The organism is bacterium CG_4_10_14_0_2_um_filter_33_32 (assembly GCA_002792735.1).
In the GTDB taxonomy this organism is placed as follows: domain Bacteria; phylum Patescibacteriota; class CPR2_A; order CG2-30-33-46; family CG2-30-33-46; genus CG2-30-33-46.
Genome location: PFOW01000007.1, coordinates 1 through 22,196, shown reverse-complemented (window position 1 = coordinate 22,196; position 22,196 = coordinate 1). Strand labels below are relative to the sequence as shown.

Here is a 22,196-nt window from a genome sequence, read left to right as displayed (position 1 = left end):
ATAAAAAAAGCCTTAGAAAAGTCTAAGGCTGGGGGTTCAATGTTTTTATGTTCGTAATACAAGTGGTGTTTTTAAAATATCAATTATTCTATTGTCCCGAGCGGTGCTCATAAGTTCTGGGTGGTTTAAACCAAATATTACTCCGCAATTGTAACAAGTAAACTGAAATTTACTCAAGCATAATTTAATATCAACGAAAGGATCACCTGTAATTATAATATCACCATAGAAAGTGTTCTCATTATCCCTGTTACATCCAGGCATAGAACAAGCTTTCTTAAGAATAATTTTAATTCTTACTTTCTTTTGCCCTTTATAACTCGTAACATTCTCTAATACAGCATTTACAAAACAATTACTATTCATTACTTTATTCACCTCCTATGACTTTACTATTTCCGTACCTATACCTTTATTGGTAAATATTTCGTAGAGTAATACGTGAGGAATTCTGCCATCTATAATATGTATTTTCTCAACTCCAGAATTAAGACAATTTAATACCTTTGGAATCATTCCGTCTTTTATAACACCTTGTTGGATTAATTCATTGGCTTTGATTGTATCGAGATGCGTGATTACTGCATGATTTTCATCTAATACGCCGAATGTAGAGGTATTAATGATCAGCTTGACTGCTGAAAAAATTTCAGCGAAAAAAATAACAGCGTTATCGGCGTTTACCCCGCATATCTCACCATCACGATTAGTGCCAAAAGGGCTAACTAACACAGCAGAATTATTATCAAACAATATTGATGAATTGGAGCTTGTTGATATAGAAGTTATGTTACCAACTAGGCCATATCCTTCTTCTTCCTGTACAAGAACATCTTTGTATATCGGAGATATAACCTTAACTCCCTGTGTCATTAATGCATTATTTAGTTTATGACGAATATACCCACAAACATCTAATGCGATATCCCTTATTTCTTTGGTGTATACCCTTGTACCGTTAATCTTCTGGCTTTCTATATTTTTACCTTTTAATTCTTTACTCAATTGGGGACCGAAACCATGAATAATAATAGGACGTATTCCAACGGAGTATAGAAATGATATATCGCGTGATATTTGATATATATTATGATCATCGGCAAGTAACTCCCCGCCATATTTTATAGCGATACTTTGATTACTTAATTTCTTAATCCATGGTTGTGCTTCAAATAATACATCAATTTTATCTCTCACTAGTATCTCTAGTCTACTCACTTCAATCACCTACTTTTCAATGATCTAAGAATATTTAATTCTACTTTAAAATAATAGCTGAGTCAAAAATAATAGTTTTAAAGCTTCAGAATACCAATGAGTTGCTTTGCATCTTTAATAGCATATCCATAGGCATCATTATTAAAATAGATAAAGACATCTCTATCCCTAGACCAATCCTTGATTTTCATAGCCCACTGCCTAAGTTCTTTTTCTGAATATTCCGACCCATACAAAACCTTGCCTCCATGAAAACGAATATATACAAAATCTGCGGCTATAATTTCCGCGCGAGGAAAGCTTGGAGAATCGGAAATTACCAAAGAGACTTTGTATTTTTCAAGAAGTGCATAGGTTTTATCATTAAACCAATCTTCATTTCTAAATTCAAATGCATAACGGTTTTGATATTTAGATAGTAGCTCTAAAAATTTCCCCAAACGATCTAGATCAAATTTAAAATTATTTGGAAACTGCCATAAGATTATACCTAGTTTTTCTTTTAATAAAATGGCTCTATTGATGAATATACCTAAAGAATCTTCAACATTATGAAGCCTTTTGACATGAGTTATAAAACGACTCCCTTTTAATGAAAATAGGAAACCCTTTGGGGTTTCTTTATACCATTTAGCTAGACTACTTTCATTTGGAAATCCGTAGAAAGTTGAATTTATTTCTATAGTTTTAAAAAAATCTGAATAGTATTGTAACCACTTTGACTGCGATAAATCTGACGGATAAAAAACATTTCTCCAATGATTATAAAAAAAACCAGATGTTCCTATAAATATCATTATTTTACTCTAAATATCAGCCAACTATTCTGTGACTTACCAAAACCTTTAGTCTTAATCAGAGTATATTCCCCCTTAAATTTATTTCCTTTTAAAACAAAATGAATAACGTTTTTCTCTCTATCTAATAATCGAAACTCACCCTTATCCCATGTCTTAACGGTGCCTGCACCATATTCGCCTTTTGGTATAACTCCTTCAAAATCGATATATGATGCCGGATGATCTTCGGTTTGGATAGCCAACCTCTTAACTCCTAATTCTCGGGGTACATTTTTAGGAATTGCCCAACTTTTAAGAACTATGTCCCTACTATTGATATCAGACGGCAATTCAAGACGAAAATCGTAATGTAGGTGACTTGCATTATGCTCCTGTATAACAAAACGGTTAGCACTCTTTAAATTCGCTTTAGCCTTTGGCTCTGGTGTTATATTGAATTTTCTTTTTTTATTGTATTCCTCTAAAACCATAAATTTTCCTTAAGAAAATTTTAAACCACCTGCTTCTATTTCGATCCAGGAGCTTTCCACCTCACCCCACTTATAAGCTACAACCCTGTGAGTAAATTCATCGTCCGAATAAGTATACTCAACCTTTGCGCCTTGGCCCATTGTTTTCGTATAATGCACCTTTTTATCTAAAACTATCGGCCTTGTGATTCGCTGAACTTTCATCTTGCCTAACGGCCCATTAAAAATTATTGAATCAATACTTTCTCGAGCTTTATCTTCTTCAAAATCATCACCAATAATAACTTCTTCTTTATTACGTTCTATGATTCCAAATTTCTGTTCTATTAAGTCAACTACATCCCCCCATTTTTCATCATTCATATTACCTCTTTTTTATTTTAACCTTAGGGTTTTTAGCTAATTTTTTTGTTTTTTTCTTTATTATACCTGACTTAATTGTCTTCTTATTTTTATTATTTATTTTTTTGATCGCTGGCTTTTTTGTAACTTTTTGTTTCTTCTTTGATTTCTTATTTCTAATAGAAGGAACAACAGAAAAATCGAAAATGTCTGGGTTTTCTAATTTTAACCAATTAGAAATTTTTATCTTTATTGACTTTGTATAGTCACCGGCCGAAAAAATTATATTTTTATTCTTTTCTTCTGATTTATCAACAATCAGTTTAAGTTTAAGAAACTTACCAAGAGCTGGTGCTGAACCTGGTTTGAACCCTGTTAATTTTCTCATCTCGGATTCAGTGGCCATAGAAATTTCTTTACCACCTATAAACTTTTTTATTTTTTTCAACTTTGCGGCTAAGCTTCCAGGAAGAACGACCATAATAAATTTTTTATTATTAACTTTTAAAATAAGAACTTTTGCAATCTCTTTCTCGAATGATTTTGTTGCTTTAGCAAGATCTTTAGCTGTATATACTTCTTTATGCTCTATAAAATCATACGGAATTTTTTTCTTGGCTAAGTAATTAATAATTTCTTTTGAGTTCATCTTATCTCCTTTTGGTTTAAAGATAATTTTTTTAATGATTCCATTTTATTTTTATTATTTAACTTGGCTTTGTTTATAGCACCATAAGCAAATCTAAAATTGACAGTCTCCTCGGTTAATACCTGGGTTCCATAAATAAGATACATCATATTTTAATTATACCACTAAAACTATCCCTGTATTCTATTACATATCTTACATGAACCAAGGGTTTGATTTTTGATAAGTTAATTAGTATAATTTGCTGTAATTTGTTTATTTGACAAACTAAGAGGAGTGTTTTCGTTGAGCATGTTGGCTACTGAAAAACCAACCATAGGCAGATTAGAAAAAATTATTAACTTAATAATACAGACTCAAAGCATTAATCTAATATCAGAAGAAGAACTAGGCTTTATTCTCAAAAATATATCAGGAATATCAATAGAATTTATTAATATACTTAATAATTTATTAAGTATAATTGCTGAAGTAAGAATTAATGACCATGGCCGCCAATTGTCCCCTCAAAGAATCAGAATATCTTTTAAAAAAGCATGGGAAGCAAGCCTAGGCAGAGAAAGAGCAAAATTATCTATTCTTATGACTGCCAAAAAAAAGGCGAGAGCCCAATTTATAAACCTTTATAGGGATTGTTGGAAATATAATTTAATTACTGTTGTATTAAAAAAACAAAAAACTAATAAAGAAAAGCCAGAAATTGTAATTGAATCAGAAGTTTCTACCCAATTAATACCCCAAATACAAGAAACACTTTTTGAATATTAGAGCTCACACTTACAACGCACATAGTGCGTTTTTTATTCCTTTGGGTTATTCATCTTCAAGTCACAGTCCACACAAAGTACATTACCTTTTTTATCGCGTACCAATAAACTACCACATTTTTTACATTGTTCGTTTAATGGTTCGTTCCAGGAAGCAAAATTACAACTAGGATAACTACTGCATCCATAAAATATTCTGCCTTTCCTGGTTCTTTTTTCAACAAGCTTTTCAGAACATCGAGGGCACGTAGCTTCTATTTCTTTCACTAATGGCTTTGTATTCTTGCATTCAGGAAAACCAGCGCAAGCCAAAAATTTTCCATATCTTCCAATTTTTATCAACATCGGTTTCCCGCATTTTTCACATTTAATATCTGTTTCAACTTCAGGAAGTTTAATTTTCTCTATTTCCTCGTGCTTTGATTCAAGATCTTTACTGAATGGTTGATAAAAATCAGCGATCACTTTTTTCCATTTTTCCTTACCTGCAGCAATTTCATCAAACTCTTCTTCAATTTGAGCCGTAAATTTTATATCGAAAATATTAGGGAAATTGCTAACTAATAAATCATTTACAATAAAGCCAATTTCCTGCGGGAAAAAATATCCGTTTTCTTTCTTAGTATATCCTCTATCAATTATCGTACTCATAATTGGGGCGTAAGTAGAAGGTCTGCCTATACCGTTCTCTTCCATGGTTTTTACAAGAGAAGCCTCTGAGTACCTTGCAGGAGGTACAGTAAAAGACTGGATTGAGTCTATCTTGATAACATCTAATTCTTCATCCGTTTCTAAGCTTGGCATTATATTTTCTTTTTCTTCTTTTTTATCCTGATAGACTTTTAAGAAACCATCAAATAATAACCTAGAACCAGAGCTTAAAAATCCATATTGCTTAGCTTTAATTTTTACTGAAGTTACTTCAAATAAGGCTTCTTTCATTTGAGACGCTAGAGCTCTATTGTAAATTAATGAATATAGTTTAAATTGGTCAGGTGTTAGAAAATTCTTTATTGATGATGGTTCCCTTTCGATATACGTAGGACGGATTGCCTCATGGGCTTCTTGGGCTAATTTTGCCTTGGTTTTAAATCTTCTCCCGCTGCCTTCTACATAATTGGACCCGAATTTTTCTTTTACTAGATTTACCGATCTTTCTATGAATTCTGAGGAAAGATTTAAAGAATCCGTTCTCATGTAAGTAATCAACCCAATAGACCCCTCATTACCCATTATTACCCCTTCGTATAATTGCTGGGCGATAACCATGGTTTTTTTTGCGGAAAAACCCAAACGCCTTGATGCTTCTTGCTGAAGAGTGCTTGTTATAAAAGGAGGATAAGGATTCCTGACTCTCTGCTTCTTTTCAATATTATTCACTATAAAGATAGCATTATTAAAATCGTCCAGTATTTTTTTAACATCCTCTTGCTTTTGAAAAGTAAATTTTTCTATTTTCTTATCTAACATTTCGGTAAGTTTGGCAATAAGATTTTCTTCTGGTTTTTCTTTTTTAGAAAGATTAACTTCAATATTCCAATATTCTTCTGATTTAAAATCTTGTACTTCTCTTTCTCTTTCGACAATTAATCTAAGCGCTACAGACTGAACCCTCCCAGCAGATAAACCTCTTCTAACCTTTTTCCATAATAAAGGACTTAATTTATAACCCACTAACCTATCTAAAATTCTTCTTGCCTGTTGAGCATCAATAAGATTGGTATCTAAGTCCCTAGGATGGTTAAAGGCTTCGAGAATAGCATCTTTTGTTATTTCTGAAAAAATAACCCTTTTAGGCGCTGATTTTGGTTTAGTAACTTCAGTAATATGCCAAGCAATGGCCTCTCCTTCTCTATCAAGATCAGTCGCAAGATACAGTTCTTTCGCTTTTTCTACTTCTTTTTTTAACAAATTAATTCTTTTTCTAGCTTTCGTTGGAATAACATATTTGGGCTCAAAATCTTCTTCTGTATTGATTCCAAGCTCGGCCTTAGGCAAATCACGCACATGACCATAAGAAGCTTCTACCTTGAATCCCTTTCCAAGAAACTTCTCTATTGTCTTTGCTTTTGCGGGAGATTCTACAATAACTAAATTTTGCATAAAAAAATAACCTCTAAAAACCCTATTAAAAATTTCTTTTATTGTTGTTTCACTATTTTCGTGCCATCTGCTTAACAGGGTAAACTATTTAATACTTTAATTGTATTATAAACTTTGTGCAACTGTTTTAAGAACCGAGTTTATATAAAGGCGGCTTTATTATTTTCAAGTTAGGTGAAAATATACCCAAAACTTTACCCCTAATCGCCCTTTCTGTTACTGGACCAAAAATCCTTGAATCGATACTCTCGTTAGCTTTACGATTGTCGCCTAATACAAAATATTGTCCATCCGCTAAAAATATTCGCTGATTTCCATAAGTATAGAAATCATTTACATATGATTCAAGAAGCAATTGATCATTAATTATAATTTTGCCTTCATTTATTTCGATTTTTTCCTTAGGTAAAGCTATAATTCTTTTTATCATAAGTTTATTATCTTTTTCAATAAGAATAATATCACCTCTTTGAAGTTTACCTAAAAAATTTACATATTTGAGAACAAGAACCTTTTCTTTATCTTTAAGCGAGGACTCCATACTATTACCCGAAATTGCAAATATTTTTACTGAAATAAGCACTGTGGCTATTGCAATCAAAATTATGATAATAATAAAAAATATAATTTTTTTCATTTTTTTATTACAAAGTTAAGTGCTCCCAAATTTATCACTTTACCCTTAATCTCCATAAGTGATAGGGTACTTGAAACTTCAGAAATACTCAAGCCTGTAAGCTCAACTATTTTATCAATATGTAAAGATTCATTTTTTATAACTTCTATTATTTTCATTTCTAATTCTGAGTCTGCTTTTATTTCTTCTTTGTTAATTTCTTCTATTCCGAACTCATTTAAGATATCGGAATAATGCATAACGATTTTTGCACCCATCTTGATCAAACTATTTGGGCCCTCTGATTCCAAACGATTTATATCGCCAGGTACAGCAAAAACCTCTCTTCCCTGTTCAAGCGCGAAATTCGCTGTGATTAAAGCGCCTGATCTTTTTTTTGCTTCAACAACAAGCGTTCCGTGTGATAATCCTGAAATAATTCTATTTCTTTCCGGAAAATTATGTTTAAAAATTGGGTACCCGAGGGGATATTCAGAAATAACAGCCCCTCCACTCTCAATAATTTTTAGCACTAAAGATCTGTTAATAGAAGGGTAGATTGATTTATCATCAACACTAGTCCCTAAAACTGCTACGGTCATGCCACCACCATTTAGAGACCCCCTATGGGCCAATGTATCGATCCCGATTGCTAATCCGCTAACTATAACAAAATCAGATTTGGCAATATGCTCGGCTATATTTAAAGCAGACTCTATGCCATAATTTGTTGGTCTTCTGGTTCCAACAATTGATAATTTAAGCCGATTTTCAATATTTATATTACCCCTAACATATAAAACGATTGGCGGATCAAAAATTTCTTTTAATAAATCTGGGTAATTTTTATCGTTAATAAATATGGTGTTAATATCTTCTTTCTTCAAAAATTCTAACTCACGCTCCGGGATAGTATTATGCTTAAGATCCAAAAAATTATTATAAGCTTCTTCGCCCATTTCCGCTTTTTGAAAATCCAGTAGATTAGGGTTTTGCCAAAAATATTGCAAATCATCAAAATAATTTACAATTTTCCCGATATGTTTTCTGATCTTGGGATTTTTTGATAAAGAAATAATTATTTCTTTATCTCTTTCTTTAATTTTTTGCATTGTCATTTTAATCCAAAGAGATGGTCCGTGGTTTAATTTTATTATTCAAAAAAGCTTTTATCTCTTGCGTAGCTTCATAAATTATTTCTTCTATCAATTCAAATTCTTTTTTCGAAAATTTTTCTAAAACAAACTCCTCGGCCTTTATCTCTTCTTTCGATCTGCTTAAAATACCAATTCTTATCCGCCAGAATTCTTTAGTTCCTAGCCTATTGATTAAAGATCTTACCCCGTTATGGCCGGCATCTCCTTCACCAAAACCAATCTTTACTTTACCTAGCTTAAGATCAATATCGTCGTGAATTACCATTATATTTTCTGGATTAATTTTGAAGTAATTTAAATACTTAGATATGCTTGTCCCCGATTTGTTCATAAAAGTTAAAGGCTTTACAAGAACACAATCATTAGCTTTTGATATATCTGCTTGAAATTTTTTCTCTTCTTTGAAAGTTGGAAAATCTAATTCTTTGCGCAAAATATCCAGAAAAATAAAACCAACATTATGCCTAGTAGATTGATATAATTTGCCTGGATTGCCTAAACCAACTATTACTTTCATCAAATTTCCTTATACATTCTTAAAATAGAAATATATCTACCCCTTCTAAGCATAGCTTTTGGCAACTCACCATAAACCTTAAAACCCATTTTTTTATAAAAATTAAAAGCTCTCTCATTTGTACTGCAAACATCTATAGTAATTAATTTAACTTTCAAATTTTTTTTAGCGATTTTTAGAACCTCACTCATTAAACACTTGCCTATGCCTTCTTCACGAAATTCTTTGAGGATGGTTATTCCAAAATTTCCTACATGTGACATCCTACCGCTTTTTCTCTCAATACCACCACTGCCTATTATTTTAGAACCTGTTAATGCGCAAAGAAAAATTCTTTCATCTTTTCTAGTTCCTTTTATTGTTTTTTCTAGCCATTGTTTTTCTTCCGCAAGAGAAACTTTTTTATTTATTAAAAGGAAATCATCTTCATCAATAATACAATTGATCATATTCTTTAAACCAATGGCATCATTGTTGCCAACCACTCTTATCAAAATATTTTTATCTTTTTTAGACTTAACTTTTTTAATTATTTGCCCGATCTTTATCATTTATTATCTCTATTACTCTTTAATTCAATTTTAATGGGTGTGCCAGTAAAATCAAAACTTTCCCTTATCTTTTTTTCCAAATACCTCAGGTAAGAAAAATGAAACAGCGAAGAATCATTTACTTTTAAAATGAATTTCGGAGTATCAGAAACAATCTGAGTAGAAAAATAAATCTTAGGCTGAACCTCCCCTCTTGTTTTTGGAGGATTAAAACTAACGGCATCAGAAATGATCTGATTTAATTTTCTGGTTGATATCTTCTCTGTTCGTTTGAATTTAACCTCAAGAATAATATCAAATATCTTTTGTACATTCTTACCTGTTAGTGCAGAAATAAATATTACTGGCGACCAAGGGAGAAAACTAATTCTGTTTTTTAAAAAAGAAAGAAAATTGTCCATTGTGATATCTTTTTCTTTCAAATCCCATTTATTAATTACCAAAATTAATCCCCGACCTGCCTCTAAAGCGAATTGAGCTATATGAAGATCCTGATTAGTTATGCCCTCATCAGCATCTAATACTAATAAAGTTATATCTGCTCTAGCTATAGCCTTAACCGCCCTTAACACGCTGAATTTTTCAACACCTACTTTGATTTTTCCTCTTCTTCTGATACCTGCAGTATCGACTATTTTAATTGTTTTATCTTGATATTTTAAAAATACATCTATACTATCAACAGTTGTGCCGGGTATCTCATTAACAACCACCCTTTCCCTACCAACAAGACTATTAACTAAAGTAGACTTACCGACATTAGGTCTACCGATGATTGCAACGTCAATATCTGATTTTATTTTCTCTCTCTTTGGCTTTATCTTCTTTAATTCTGATACTATCCTATCCAACAAATCCCCACTTTTCCTGCCGGAAATAGCCGAGACCGATGATGGCTTTCCTATACCTAATACTAAAAAATTATCAACCAACATTTCCTTTTCTTGATTATCAACCTTATTAACAACTAAAATAGTTGGTTTCCCTGATTTCCTGATTATGTCGGCTATCTCTTTGTCTCGCGAAGTTAAACCTTCGTCGGCGCTTACACTAAACAAAAGCAAATCAGCTTCATTAATGGCCTCATATACTTGAGTTTTCACTCCTTCAATCAATTGCTTGATATTCTCTGGGGTTTCCTCGGGTGTTTCTATATTTAACCCAGCAGTATCAATTATAATAAACTCTTTACCTTGCCATTCTGTATCTGCATATAAGCGATCCCGAGTTGTTTCTGGTTCAATAGATGTAACAGCAAGTCTCTTCTGTATAACACGGTTAAAAAGAGTTGATTTGCCTACATTCGTTCTTCCAACAATAGCTACTACTGGTATCATATTTTTATCCCGAAATTATTTAAGTCTTTATTCAATTGCGTCGCTGAGCTGAAGAGTATGGTATTTAAACCAATTTGATGAGCCCCTTTAAAATTTTTTTCTCGATCATCAATCAGCACTGCCTCCCCTGGAATTGTTTCTAATCGATTTAGAATTATTTCATATGCCCTCTTATCGGGCTTTTTTATGCCAATATCAGCTGAATTAACTATCGCATCAAATAAACTAATTGTATATAGACCTTCTTTTGATGTTTTCAAATAATCCATCCATTGTTTTGTAAAATTTGTAAGCAGCCCTAATTTATAGCCCCGTGCTTTTAATTTTTCTATAATCTGTAATGTTCCTTTTTTGGGAATAAGTAAGCTATATACCTGGTTTCTTATTTCAGTTAAAATTTTTAAATTTTTTATGTTTTGATCAAGATCTTTCCAAAATTCTTTTTCAGTTATTCGACCGGTTTGAATTTTCCAGAAAATATCATTTTTTATATTTTTTGTATGAACCCTATAGTGAAAATCCGTTCGATCCTCTCCTTTTTTTATAGCAGCATTAGTAATTGCATGCCAATGAGAATCAATAATAACCACACCATTAAGATCAAAAATAACCGCCTTTATTGTATCCGCTTTAGCTACCATTTATAATCCTCAAATCCCCATTTTAGTAATTTTTTACTTTCTCCAAACCTATCGGGACTATTCAACACTACCGCAATAATCTTATTATTATCTTTCTCGGCTTCTGTTATTAAACACTCCCCGGCTTCACCTGTATAGCCAGTCTTTACTCCCAATACATTTAAATCTTCTAAAAAAAGAAGTTTATTTGAGTTTCTTAAATGATGACTAATCCCCTGACTTGAGGTAATAGTCTTTTCCTTTGTATTTACAATCTCTTTAAACTTTTCATTCTGCAAGGCATATTTTGTTAATATAGCCAGGTCAAAAGCTGATGAATAGTGATGGAAATCATCCAAGCCTGCTGCGTTAGTAAAATGAGTGTTCTTAAGACCGAGTTCTTTCACTTTTTCATTCATTATTTTCGCAAATTCTTCTTCTGTACCTGATACATGCTCTGCCATTGCAACACAACTATCATTACTGGAACTTAAAAGAGCTCCATATAATAAGTCTTCTACTGTTAAATTTTCACTCGCACTGAGATCAATTCCTTCTCCGTAAGATGAAACTGCGTTTTTAGAAATATTAACTTTGTCTTCCAATTTTGCTTTTTCTAAAACGATAGTAGCAGCCATTATTTTGGTCAAAGATGCCATTGGAATTCTTATATTAGATTCTTTTTCGGCCATTACCTTAGATGTATTTCTATCTATTAATATAAAAGACCTTGCTTGAATATTAGCATCAGTTTCCTGAATCTTCTGCGGTAAAGGAGATATTTCATCTAAATAAGAGGCCGCAGGGCTTACAGTATTCGTGTTGGCTTGATACGGATTAACGCTAACCCAATTAGATGGGATTGTTATTCCTATCTGTTCCAAAATTATTGCAAAAACTAGAATTATTTTTTTCATTTTTAGAATTTAAAAGTTTGATCGGTTTTGATTTCTTCATCTTTACTTAACTTAGGCAAATCATCAGGACTCTCAATGCCTAAATATTGCAAAAACTCGAAGGTTGTTCCGTAAAGTATCGGTTTACCAGGTGTTTCTTTTCTACCTACCTCAGATATCAACCCTTTAATTTGTAAAGTTCTTAAAATTGCATCAGAGTTTACTCCTCTGATTTTTTCAACTTCCATTCTGGTTACCGGCTGTTTATATGTAATAATAGATAAAGTTTCTAGGGCTGCTTGTCCCAACTCTTTCTTTAATTCCTGATTTAAGAATATTGCGATATATTTAGCAATTTCAGAAGCTGTAACAATATGAAAATAATCACCCTTTCTTATAATCCTTAAGCCTCTATCCTGAAATTCATTAATTAACTCCAAAAGTACTTTTTGTACGTCTATACTTAAAGAATTTGAAACGCCGGCTAATTCTTTTATACTGATCGGTCTCTCAGAAACAAATAATAAACCTTCAATTATGTTTTTTAAGTTTTCTTTCATATTTGCCCTAAACAAATGCTTCTTTTTTTATTAATATAATGTCCGTAAAATTGTCGTCCTGTTGTGCTTCTAAAATTTTCTGCTTTAAAAGCTCTAACATGGCCAAGAAACTAACAATAACCTCTACTTTACTTTTTGACTTCTTAAGAAAAACGCCGAATTGTATTTGGCCTATCTTGTCTAACTCATTCTTTATTTCACCTATTTTCTCCTCTATAGAAACCGATTTTTCAACTAATGCTTTTGGATTTTTCTCTTTCTCTTCATTGGATATTTTCTCAAGAACCTCCTGAAATATTTTAAACAAATTTTTATTATCTATTCTTGGAGGATCAAAAAAAACAACTGATGGACTTACTTTTGTGCTCCTGCTAAAAGACTGCGAATCTTTATTAGCCAGTTCTTTTATCTTTACGGAAACTCTCTTAAAAATCTGATATTCTTTTAAACGTTTTTCTAATTCTTCTATATCTTCCTTTTCTTCTTCTGTTAAGTTCAATTGGGGCAATAAAATCTTTGATTTAATTAAAATTAGTTTAGAAGAAACATCCAAAAAATCCGATAAGTTTTTAAGTTCGATGGATTCAATCTTTTGAACATAAAGCAAAAACATATCAGCTACCTTTGCTAAAGAAACCTGCGTTATATCCATTTTATGCTCTTCAATCAGCTTAAGGAGTAAATCCAATGGTCCTTCAAAAGATTCTAATTTTATTTTAAAATTCATTCTTTTTTTAAAATTTTAATTCCTAATTCTTTCAGCTGCTCCGGATATACTTCAGACGGAGCACTCATAACTGCAGTCCTGCCTGTACCAGTTGTTGGAAAAGGAATAACTTCACGAATATTCGGCTCATTAAGAATAATCATAAGCCATCTGTCAAATCCGTTCGCTATTCCACCATGGGGCGGCACACCATAAGTAAAAGATTCTAATAAATGTCCGAATCTTTCGATAATTTCCTCTTTGGAATATCCCAAAGTCTCAAATACTCTAATCTGTAAATCAGGATCAGTAATCCTTATACTACCGCCAAATATCTCTTCACCGTTTAAATTCAAATCATACGCCTTAGCCCTTATGTCACCAAGTTTATCTTTATTGTCAAAAAATTTCATATCTTCTTCTAGCGGCAATGTAAAAGGATGATGAGCAGGACCCCATGTTTTATCCTCTTTTTTCCATTCAAAAAGAGGTCTATCAACAACCCAAATGTAAGATAATAAATCGGGATCTTTTTTGTCTTTTCTCAAATCTGGCTTCTCTGTGCCGTATTTCTCCATAACTTCTTTATATGTTAATCGGGGAAAAGGTTTGTCCTGAATTTTTTTACCTAAAGATTCTGTTACCTTTATTACTAATTCTTCGGTTAAATCCAGTACGTCTTTAACCTCTACGAAGCTCATTTCAATATCTAATTGATCAAATTCAAAAACCCTGTCTCTTCTTAAATCCTCATCCCTAAAACACCTTGGAAATTGAAAATACTTTTCAAGTCCTGCAACCATTAATAATTCTTTGTATTGCTGTGGCGACTGGGGCAACGCATAAAAGCGTCCTTTATAAAACCTTGAGGGAACTAAAAAATCCCTTGCACCCTCTGGCGTACTTTTTGTTAAAATCGGGGTATCTATCTCATAGAATTCTTTTTCATTTAAAAATTGCCTGATAAGATTTTTCATTTGCTGACGAGTCTTTAAAATGTTAACAACTCTTGTTCTACGCATATCAAGATAACGATATTTCCAACGAAGTTCTTCATTAATTTCGTAACCGTCTTCATGAATATTAAGCGGCAGTGTTTTGGATTTAGATAATATTGTGGCGCTCTTCGCTTCTATTTCAACTTCACCTGAAGGTATTTTAGGATTAATCATTCCTGATGGCCTTTTATTGACAATACCGGAAATAGAAATAACATATTCATCTCTTAAGTCATCACCAATTTTATAAGCATCCTCGTTTTGAGGTATAAAAACTATCTGAGCCAACCCACTCCTATCCCTTATATCTATAAAAATAATTTTGCCGTGGTCCCTGCGTCCGTTAACCCAACCATACAAAGTAACTTCTTTGCCTATATGATTATTTAAATTTTTAGTAAGTATTCTTTCCATGGCTTAATTTTACTATAAAATAAGCAAATATGAAACAGCTTTTAAACCTAGCGCTAATATAATAATACCCCTTTAAAGGGGTATTAAATAAACGAAAATTTTATTGTTTTTTCTGGTTCTGTTTTTTCTTTGCTAAAACTTTTTCTATTTTCTCAACAACCTGACCAGGCATAATTTGTGATTTTATCAAAAAGTCTTCAGCCCCATATACCAAGCCTTTGGCCTTTACGTTTTCTTCTGCTAGAGCCGTCAATACAACTATAGGGATATCTTTTGTTTCAGGCGTTGATTTTAGAATATCCAATACGTCCATACCTGACATTTTAGGCATCATTATATCAAGTAATATTAAGTCCGGTTTTTCTTTAATAGCCACGTCTAAACCCTCTTCACCGTCACTTGCCTCGAGCACATCATAACCATTAAGAGAGAGTCTAAGTTGATACATCTCTCTTAGAGACTTATCATCTTCTACTATCAATATTTTTTCCTTTTTCTCTGGCATCCTCTTCTCCTTATATTTATAGTAAATTAACGAATACTAAAAATCAAGCTGTTGTAATTTTAGGGGGCTAATGGAAGTGTAAAATAAAAAGAAGTTCCTTTGCCTATTTCACTCTCCACCCAAATTTTGCCGCCTTGCTTTTCAACCATATTTTTAACCAAATATAAACCTATGCCCATGCCTCCAGCTGCTCTAGTACGAGAACTGTCTACCTGAAAGAATTTATCAAATATTTTGCTTTGATTTTTCTTACTAATACCTACTCCTGTATCCGAAACTTTCACAAACATTTCCTGATCTTTAACCTCTGTATCTATCGTAATTCTACCCTTTTTTGTAAATTTTAATGCATTATCAACTAAATTTGAAATTATAATTTTAGTACTTAACGGCTTAGCTGCTATTAAAGGAAGCGGCAGCATTTTTGGAAGATCATAAACTAATTCAATACCATGATCTTTGGCAATCTGCGAAAAATCTTCAATAGATTTTTCTATTAAGTCTTCAATCTGTATAGTCTGGGATTTTTCCTCCCCTATTGATTCAGATGATGTGATTAATCCCTGAACAACCCTTGATATCCTTCTAGTAGCCTCAAAAGACCTTTTAGCTAAATTCATAACGCCTGGCTTTACTTCCTCTTCAGGAAATTCAAGTATCATTGATAAATAGCCGGAAATCATAGCTATAGGAGTATTAAGCTCATGAGTTACAATATCAATAAATTCACGCTTACTTTCATCAACTTGCTCTAATTTATCCCTCAATAACTTTAATTCACGCGCCAAAAGAATAATTTCCTGATTATTATTTTTTTTACGCAGAAGAAAAACAATAAGGATTGCGACAGTAATGAGATTTAGTAATATAAGCAAATAAGTTATCATGATATTTTATTTATTACTTTTGGTAATGTAAAACAAAACCTACTTCCTTTCCCAAGTTTACTCTCTACCCATATTTTTCCATTCATCATTTCTACTATAACTTTAGAAATATATAACCCTAAACCGGTTCCTTGCGCTTCTCTGGTAGCAGAAGAATCAACTTGGTAAAATTTATCAAAAACCTTATCAAAATTTTCCTTTTCTATACCAATACCAGTATCTTGTACCGATACCTCAATTGATCCATCTCTCTTTTCTGATACGGATAAAACAATTTTACCTTTCTTGGTAAATTTTATCGCATTACCAATAAAATTGTTTATGACTTCTCCTAATCTATCAGGATCGCCAAATGCTTCTGATACTGGTTTTTGAGGTTTTTCAAAAATCAATTGCAGATCATTGGATTTTGCTTCATCTTGAAAATCCTTAGCTGCATTTTCAAGCAAAGAATTCATATCTACCGGCACAATATTCATTTTCATCGAGCCTCTTTGGATTCTAGAAACATTCATTAAATCTCTAACAAGCCTTGCTATTCTTTTAATACCCTTATAAGCGTTACTAACGATATTTGAGGCCGTATCGTCAACTTCTCCGATATTTTCATCAACTATCATTGAAAGATGCCCCTGAACCTGTGTAATGGGCGTTAAAAGCTCATGTGAAGCAATAGAAACAAATTCCATTTGAATTCGCTCAATTTCTTTCTCTTTAGTAACATCCCTAATAATAGCTACAGCGCCTTGCGCATTTCCGGACGCATCAACAACCGGCGCAGAAGAAAGAGTTATGTAAAGTGTCTTATTCGATAAATTAATTAAGCTTAAATCGTCTCTAAATATAGATTTTCCTTCAGCTATTGCAATCTGCAAAGGACAATCTTTTGTATAGTCTATTTCCTTATTATTAATCCTAAGCTTAAAAATATTACCATAAAAATGTCCTAAAAAATGCTCGCCCTGCTCTTTGGATACTTTAAGTATCTTTTCGGCTGCCTCATTTAAAAATATTAATCTTTTTTCCCGATCAACAACAAATACTCCATCACTCATGCTCTGAAGCACTACTTCACCTTTAACCTTTTCAGCTACTAATTTGCTTACGACTTCTTCTAATTTATCCCTCTCTTCTCCTTGTCTATAATAAATTGCGCTTATAGCAAAAAATAATGCCCCGAAAGTTGCCAAAAGTATAATTTCCCACCTGAACCATACGGGATAATTACTTATAAAGTTCGCCTGATTTAAATCGATTGAAGCTGTAATATAGATTACTGCTAATTCAAAAACTAAAAAAACCGGAACTGCATAAGGATAAAAAAAGAAAACAGTAATCCCTAAACACAGAAAGAATATAAATATAAAAGGACTAGTAATACCTCCAAATAATTCAGCTACCGAAATCAACATTAAAAGAATGAATGTTATATCAATATCAAGAGCTATATCAGCATTTTTCTTTAATATATTATCGTAAAAAAATCTATGATATATGAGCGTTTGGCAAATCACTAATCCCACGATGAAAAAATATGCTGGATGAAAAGTAAAAGACCAATTACCTAAAAAATAATTAACCGCGGCATAAATAAAAAAAGAAATTATCATCCAATCAAAAATTTCAAAAAATCTTGCGGTAGATTTAATTTTTATAGCATGGAGCTTGACCTGATGCTCTTTATCTTCAAAAAGAGGTTTAGTATAAAAATTAGAAATAGGCTTATCCTCATTGACGGATTTTAGTTTTTCCATTAAAAAGCCTTTTTCTATTTAAGTAAAGATTTAACTTTTCCTACGATTTCTTCTAACTTTGATTCAGACTTAACCATAAAATCATCAGCTCCAAAAACAAACCCTTTAGTTTTAACTGATTCCTGGGTTAAGGCTGTTAGAATAATAACGGAGATTTTTTTAGTTTCAGGAGTTGATTTTAAAATGTCCAATACATCCATTCCAGAAATTTTAGGCATCATTAAGTCAAGCATAACCAAGTCGGGCTTTTCTTTCACTGCAATAGATAAACCCTCTTCCCCATCACCGGCAACGATTACGTCATAACCATCAAGCTTTAAACGCATTTCATATACATTACGAAGAGCAACATCGTCCTCAACGATTAAAATCCTTTTCCTCTTCGAACTCGCCTTAGGCATCGTTCCTCCATTTTTTATAACTTAAATTATTATAACATAAACTAACTTATAAAGCAAAGGGTTAATTTATAAAAATCAAATCAGCGGTAAGGTGAAATAAAAAGCGGTTCCCTTACCTTCAGTACTCTCAACCCAAATTTTGCCTCCATGCATTTCAACTATATTCTTGCTTATATAAAGACCCAAACCTGTTCCGCCACGCTCATTCGATAAAACTGAAGAAGCTGTTTCTGCCTGATAAAATTTCTGGAATAAATGCGAAATAGCGTTTTTGGGTATACCCATACCTGTATCAGAAACTGTGATCTGAGCCATATTATCTTTTTCCTCCAAAGAAATAGTTATGCCGCCTTTATAAGTATATTTTATAGCATTGCTTATTAAATTGTTAAAAACTTCCCCAACTCTTTCTGGATCAATATTGGCTTCCGGAAGCATTTTTTCCGGTTTTTGAAATTTAATATATATCTTTTTATCTCTTGTCTGAAGCTCAAAGCCTTCCATGGCTCTTTGGATAAGCCTTTCCAATCGAGTGGGCTGTTTATTAAGTTTTATTCTCTTTTGGTCAATTCTAGATACATCTAAAAGATCCTTAACTAAAGTACTTAAACGTTCAACGCTTTCATATGATCTTTTAGCAATCTCATCTCTGGCTTTAATATCTACTTTTTGCAGATTTAACATTGATAGATAACCCTCAAGAGCTGCGATTGGCGTTCTAATCTCATGAGAAGCTAAAGAAATGAACTCATCCTTGGATTTATCAGCCTGAACTAACCTATCATTAACATCTCTAAGCTCTTTAGTGGCCCGGTCTATTTCGGCTCTTAAAACTAAGTTAAATTTCTGGGTCTTTTCGTATGCTTTTGCATTTTGAATACCCAAAGCTACCTGATCGGTAATTATTTCTAAAACTCGTATATCTTGGAAGGAATAGATATCTCCAGATTTCTTTTCTCCTAGAAATAAGAAACCTATAATTTCACCTTCTGTTTTTAGATGAAGTATAAGCGAAGTATTGTAACTTCTCATTATGTCTTTACTAAAATCCCCCTCTTCAATCTCATCAAATACTTCGGTTTTATTATCATTAACTAAGTGTTTTATTTCTTTTGGCAAAAGATTGATAGCCTGCTTGTAACCAATGCTCTCCGTTTCATATATTTTGCCTTTTTCGATCAGAATTAAAGCTCCTCTAGTAATCCTCATTTTCTCCATTAGAGAATTTAAAAATTTAAAAAGTAATTCCGGGAGAACAATTGTAGAAGTAGCAACCTCATTAAGCTTAGAGGTTAATTCTTCAAAATTATAGTTATCTTTAAAAAATATTCTATCTGTCCATCGTGTAAATACCCTTTTTATAGGCTGGATTGTAAAAGCTATAGTCAGAGCAACAATCATAGAAGCCCAATATGCCTCAATACCCGTGAAGCTCTTGAAGACTAAAGCACCAAAAATGAAAATGAAAAATGTGTAAACCAGCGTAATAGTTATGAATAAAAGTGAGTAGGTTATACTTTTAACAATAATCAAACGAATATCCATGAGATGATGTTTAATAATTGCATACGTAGTAAGAGCTACAAAAAAAACTATAGAAAAAGGACCAAGTTTACCATATTGCTGATAACCCAATGAAGGAAGAAAAAGATTAGTAAGCATCCCAAGTAATAAAGCTACTAAAAGCCCGACAAAAACATATTGAGTTTGAGCTTTTCTAATACCAGAAAAGGAAATAAGTTTTCTAAATAAAATGAAAAAAGAAATCAAAATGAATGATAAAAAATAAGTGAAAAAAACGTTATAAAAAGACCCAAATGAAGGTGTAATGGGTTTAATTTGCTCTATACCTGTAACAATATCATTATTAAGAGTCAAGAAAGAAATAATAATCGGTATTATAATGAGCATTTTTTCAAAGTTAGTTATTTCTTTATAGTCAGGGAAAAGACGAGCAAAATAATATAATAGCAGCGGCATAAGAGAACTTGATATGAATGTTATCTTCATCCATATTAACGCCATGCTGTGGCTTAAAGTATACTCAGATAAATATATAGAACTCGCCCATACAGAAACAGAAACAGTAAACAAAAAGAAAAATATACTAAGTAACCCTTTTTTTCTAAAAAAAACAGTGACACCTAGAATAATATTAAAAACGCATAAGAAAAATGCTAAAAGAGTTATTATCATTAATGATTAAATTTATCAAACGACCCATTATTATTATTTTACAATATTTTTTCTAAAAAGAAAAAAAGGTCATAATAATATGACCTTATACCCCAATATTAGTTCTTATCTTTAAATCAATTAAATCAATGGATATAAAATTTGGAATAGATATGGGGAGTTTTTTATTTATAAGAAAACATACGATCTCGGTAACCAGTAATGCATTACCTAGCGCTTGCGCTAAACCAATGCTTGGTATAATAGTACTCTTATCATTTACGACTTTATCTATGATCTCAGAATTTACATAAGAAGGAAGAAATGGACAATATTTTTCGGGGGGGATAGAAAAATTATCCTCACCAGAATAACCTAGATAATCCTCGAATGTTATCCCATCTGGATCAAAAGTAAATACATTAGCACCAAAGCCAATAGCTGTAGCTAAGCTCACAAACTGCTTATTACGGTATGCTTCTTGATGAAAGAATAATGCATCCTGAAAATTATAGAAATCTATACCATCAATAGCATAATCTGCGCCAGTTAAAAATTCCTTAGCATTCTTATCATTGATGGCGGTATTGTATACCTCAATTTTCATATCAGGATTTAAATCCTCAAGCCACTGACCCAATACCTCTGCCTTATTGTGCCCTACTGTTGATCTCCTAGCCATATTCTGACGATTAATATTACTTACATCAAAAACATCTGGATCGGCTATTTTGATATGACCTATCCCGAATCTGGCAAGAAGATCCGCTGCTAATCCTCCCATACATCCACAACCCGCGATTGCTATTGTTGAGTTCCTTAATATTTCTTGTTCTTCTTCTGTAATAACCCCAATATTTCTTGAAGTTAATTCTTCATAATCAATTGGCCAACCAATCATCATAACCGCCTCCATTATCAACTATTAAACAAGTTCTAATATATTAACCATGCTTTTAGGTACTTGTGGCTTATCATAAAAAGCAAACAATCTTGAATCCATCAAAAGTCTCTGCCTGCCGCAATCCAACATAGCAGGAACAGTAACAGATCCTAGATAAAATTGCTCTCTTCCTATTTTCTTGAAATAGAATTGATATCTTCTTTTAAGCACCTCAAAAAGAGTTTTATCTATACATGCAAGCCATAATGTATCTCTTCGAATTTTAGAATACTGCCATGCATACCTATATAAACCTTTCGCCGCACTATATCCAGGCTTAACAAATAGTGACCCAACCTCAATGATACTCTCAGGATCTATAGAACTTATCCAATCTTTTGCTCTTTTTGAAATTTCGAACTCATTTAATGTTGGATAGCCTAATGGTGAATTTTTGATAATCCTCATTACGCCAACGACTTCCCCTTTTCTTTTTGATTTACCATTCATAAGAATAGCTATTATATAGTCTGAATAAGGGTGATAACCATCCTCAACCATTCCGGTTGGGGTTGCTCCAGAGATATAACCCACCCGTAAATAACCGTCATGATGTATTCTTCTTGCTATATTTATTTCTTCTTCAGTATTGGCTAATTTGTAAACAAGCGGTCCTATTTTTTCGGGAAGAAGTGTTTTTCTTCTCACTAACTACACCCCCTTCTATTTGATTTCAATGAGCTAAATAGCAGTACATTATATCAAAAAATAGAAAAATTAATCAAGGGCTTGTACGCGTCACGCACATTTGAGACTCCGGAACAGTTTTTATTAAATAATCAATGGGTGAAATATTACCCAAAGATTGGT

The 22,196-nt window shown here is 32.4% G+C and carries 25 protein-coding genes; 1 reads left to right on the top strand and 24 read right to left on the bottom strand.

Features of this window, described 5'->3' with window-relative positions; genetic code table 11:
* Positions 1 to 45: 45 nt before the first annotated feature.
* From COX95_00430 to COX95_00405, 6 genes are all read right to left on the bottom strand, one after another.
* Positions 46 to 366, bottom strand: a complete 321-nt coding sequence (locus tag COX95_00430; protein ID PIZ86650.1) for a hypothetical protein — start codon at positions 364 to 366, stop codon at positions 46 to 48.
* A 15-nt stretch (positions 367 to 381) separates the two neighbouring features.
* On the bottom strand, positions 382 to 1,227 hold the full coding sequence (locus COX95_00425) for a hypothetical protein (GenBank protein PIZ86649.1): 846 nt from the start codon (positions 1,225 to 1,227) through the stop codon (positions 382 to 384).
* Between the two features lie 68 nt (positions 1,228 to 1,295).
* Entirely contained in the window at positions 1,296 to 2,015 is a 720-nt protein-coding gene (locus COX95_00420; GenBank protein ID PIZ86648.1) for a DUF72 domain-containing protein, read from the bottom strand.
* Entirely contained in the window at positions 2,015 to 2,488 is a 474-nt protein-coding gene (locus tag COX95_00415) for a 3'-phosphoesterase (GenBank protein ID PIZ86647.1), read from the bottom strand. The genes COX95_00420 and COX95_00415 overlap by 1 nt, the downstream gene beginning before the upstream one ends.
* 9 nt (positions 2,489 to 2,497) lie before the next feature.
* Positions 2,498 to 2,851 (bottom strand): hypothetical protein, encoded by a 354-nt coding sequence (locus COX95_00410; GenBank protein PIZ86646.1) that lies wholly within the window; start codon positions 2,849 to 2,851, stop codon positions 2,498 to 2,500.
* A 1-nt stretch (position 2,852) separates the two neighbouring features.
* On the bottom strand, positions 2,853 to 3,479 hold the full coding sequence (locus COX95_00405) for a hypothetical protein (protein PIZ86645.1): 627 nt from the start codon (positions 3,477 to 3,479) through the stop codon (positions 2,853 to 2,855).
* Between the two features lie 291 nt (positions 3,480 to 3,770).
* On the opposite strand from COX95_00405, the gene COX95_00400 reads away from it, so the two are divergent.
* Positions 3,771 to 4,247 carry a hypothetical protein gene (locus COX95_00400; protein ID PIZ86644.1) on the top strand — a complete coding sequence of 159 codons (477 nt, stop codon included), beginning with the start codon at positions 3,771 to 3,773 and terminating at the stop codon, positions 4,245 to 4,247.
* A 32-nt stretch (positions 4,248 to 4,279) separates the two neighbouring features.
* On the opposite strand, the gene COX95_00395 is transcribed toward COX95_00400, so the two are convergent.
* The 18 genes from COX95_00395 to COX95_00310 all read right to left on the bottom strand — a co-directional run bounded on the left by COX95_00395 (position 4,280) and on the right by COX95_00310 (position 22,034).
* The gene (locus tag COX95_00395) at positions 4,280 to 6,349 is read right to left on the bottom strand and encodes a type I DNA topoisomerase (GenBank protein ID PIZ86643.1); all 2,070 of its coding nucleotides are present in this window, start codon (positions 6,347 to 6,349) and stop codon (positions 4,280 to 4,282) included.
* 127 nt (positions 6,350 to 6,476) lie between these two features.
* A complete protein-coding gene (lepB, locus tag COX95_00390) occupies positions 6,477 to 6,986 on the bottom strand; it encodes a signal peptidase I (protein PIZ86642.1) in 510 nt (169 codons plus the stop codon).
* Positions 6,983 to 8,083, bottom strand: a complete 1,101-nt coding sequence (dprA, locus tag COX95_00385; protein ID PIZ86641.1) for a DNA-protecting protein DprA — start codon at positions 8,081 to 8,083, stop codon at positions 6,983 to 6,985. Before dprA ends, lepB begins: the two co-directional genes overlap by 4 nt.
* Position 8,084: 1 nt before the next feature.
* A complete protein-coding gene (locus COX95_00380) occupies positions 8,085 to 8,639 on the bottom strand; it encodes an aminoacyl-tRNA hydrolase (GenBank protein ID PIZ86640.1) in 555 nt (184 codons plus the stop codon).
* Positions 8,639 to 9,190 carry a hypothetical protein gene (locus COX95_00375; GenBank protein PIZ86639.1) on the bottom strand — a complete coding sequence of 184 codons (552 nt, stop codon included), beginning with the start codon at positions 9,188 to 9,190 and terminating at the stop codon, positions 8,639 to 8,641. Before COX95_00375 ends, COX95_00380 begins: the two co-directional genes overlap by 1 nt.
* Positions 9,187 to 10,527, bottom strand: a complete 1,341-nt coding sequence (gene der, locus COX95_00370) for a ribosome biogenesis GTPase Der (protein ID PIZ86638.1) — start codon at positions 10,525 to 10,527, stop codon at positions 9,187 to 9,189. The genes COX95_00375 and der overlap by 4 nt, the downstream gene beginning before the upstream one ends.
* Positions 10,524 to 11,168, bottom strand: a complete 645-nt coding sequence (locus tag COX95_00365; GenBank protein ID PIZ86637.1) for a hypothetical protein — start codon at positions 11,166 to 11,168, stop codon at positions 10,524 to 10,526. Before COX95_00365 ends, der begins: the two co-directional genes overlap by 4 nt.
* Positions 11,162 to 12,064: a D-alanyl-D-alanine carboxypeptidase gene (locus tag COX95_00360; GenBank protein PIZ86636.1), complete on the bottom strand. Its 903-nt coding sequence runs from the start codon at positions 12,062 to 12,064 to the stop codon at positions 11,162 to 11,164. The genes COX95_00365 and COX95_00360 overlap by 7 nt, the downstream gene beginning before the upstream one ends.
* 2 nt (positions 12,065 to 12,066) lie before the next feature.
* Complete coding sequence (gene scpB, locus COX95_00355; protein PIZ86635.1) at positions 12,067 to 12,618, bottom strand: SMC-Scp complex subunit ScpB; 552 nt, start codon at positions 12,616 to 12,618, stop codon at positions 12,067 to 12,069.
* Positions 12,611 to 13,330, bottom strand: a complete 720-nt coding sequence (locus tag COX95_00350) for a hypothetical protein (protein ID PIZ86634.1) — start codon at positions 13,328 to 13,330, stop codon at positions 12,611 to 12,613. Before COX95_00350 ends, scpB begins: the two co-directional genes overlap by 8 nt.
* Positions 13,327 to 14,721, bottom strand: a complete 1,395-nt coding sequence (gene aspS / locus COX95_00345; protein ID PIZ86633.1) for an aspartate--tRNA ligase — start codon at positions 14,719 to 14,721, stop codon at positions 13,327 to 13,329. Before aspS ends, COX95_00350 begins: the two co-directional genes overlap by 4 nt.
* Before the next feature lie 100 nt (positions 14,722 to 14,821).
* Positions 14,822 to 15,226 carry a response regulator gene (locus COX95_00340; GenBank protein ID PIZ86632.1) on the bottom strand — a complete coding sequence of 135 codons (405 nt, stop codon included), beginning with the start codon at positions 15,224 to 15,226 and terminating at the stop codon, positions 14,822 to 14,824.
* A gap of 59 nt (positions 15,227 to 15,285) precedes the next feature.
* A complete protein-coding gene (locus COX95_00335) occupies positions 15,286 to 16,113 on the bottom strand; it encodes a hypothetical protein (GenBank protein ID PIZ86631.1) in 828 nt (275 codons plus the stop codon).
* Positions 16,110 to 17,867, bottom strand: a complete 1,758-nt coding sequence (locus tag COX95_00330) for a hypothetical protein (GenBank protein PIZ86630.1) — start codon at positions 17,865 to 17,867, stop codon at positions 16,110 to 16,112. Before COX95_00330 ends, COX95_00335 begins: the two co-directional genes overlap by 4 nt.
* Positions 17,868 to 17,881: 14 nt before the next feature.
* Positions 17,882 to 18,268 (bottom strand): response regulator, encoded by a 387-nt coding sequence (locus COX95_00325; GenBank protein ID PIZ86629.1) that lies wholly within the window; start codon positions 18,266 to 18,268, stop codon positions 17,882 to 17,884.
* 75 nt (positions 18,269 to 18,343) lie between these two features.
* The gene (locus COX95_00320) at positions 18,344 to 20,464 is read right to left on the bottom strand and encodes a hypothetical protein (protein PIZ86628.1); all 2,121 of its coding nucleotides are present in this window, start codon (positions 20,462 to 20,464) and stop codon (positions 18,344 to 18,346) included.
* Positions 20,465 to 20,549: 85 nt separating this feature from the next.
* Complete coding sequence (locus COX95_00315) at positions 20,550 to 21,359, bottom strand: hypothetical protein (protein ID PIZ86627.1); 810 nt, start codon at positions 21,357 to 21,359, stop codon at positions 20,550 to 20,552.
* Between the two features lie 9 nt (positions 21,360 to 21,368).
* Positions 21,369 to 22,034, bottom strand: coding sequence for a hypothetical protein (locus COX95_00310; protein ID PIZ86626.1), 666 nt, complete (start codon positions 22,032 to 22,034; stop codon positions 21,369 to 21,371).
* Between the last annotated feature and the right edge of the window lie 162 nt (positions 22,035 to 22,196).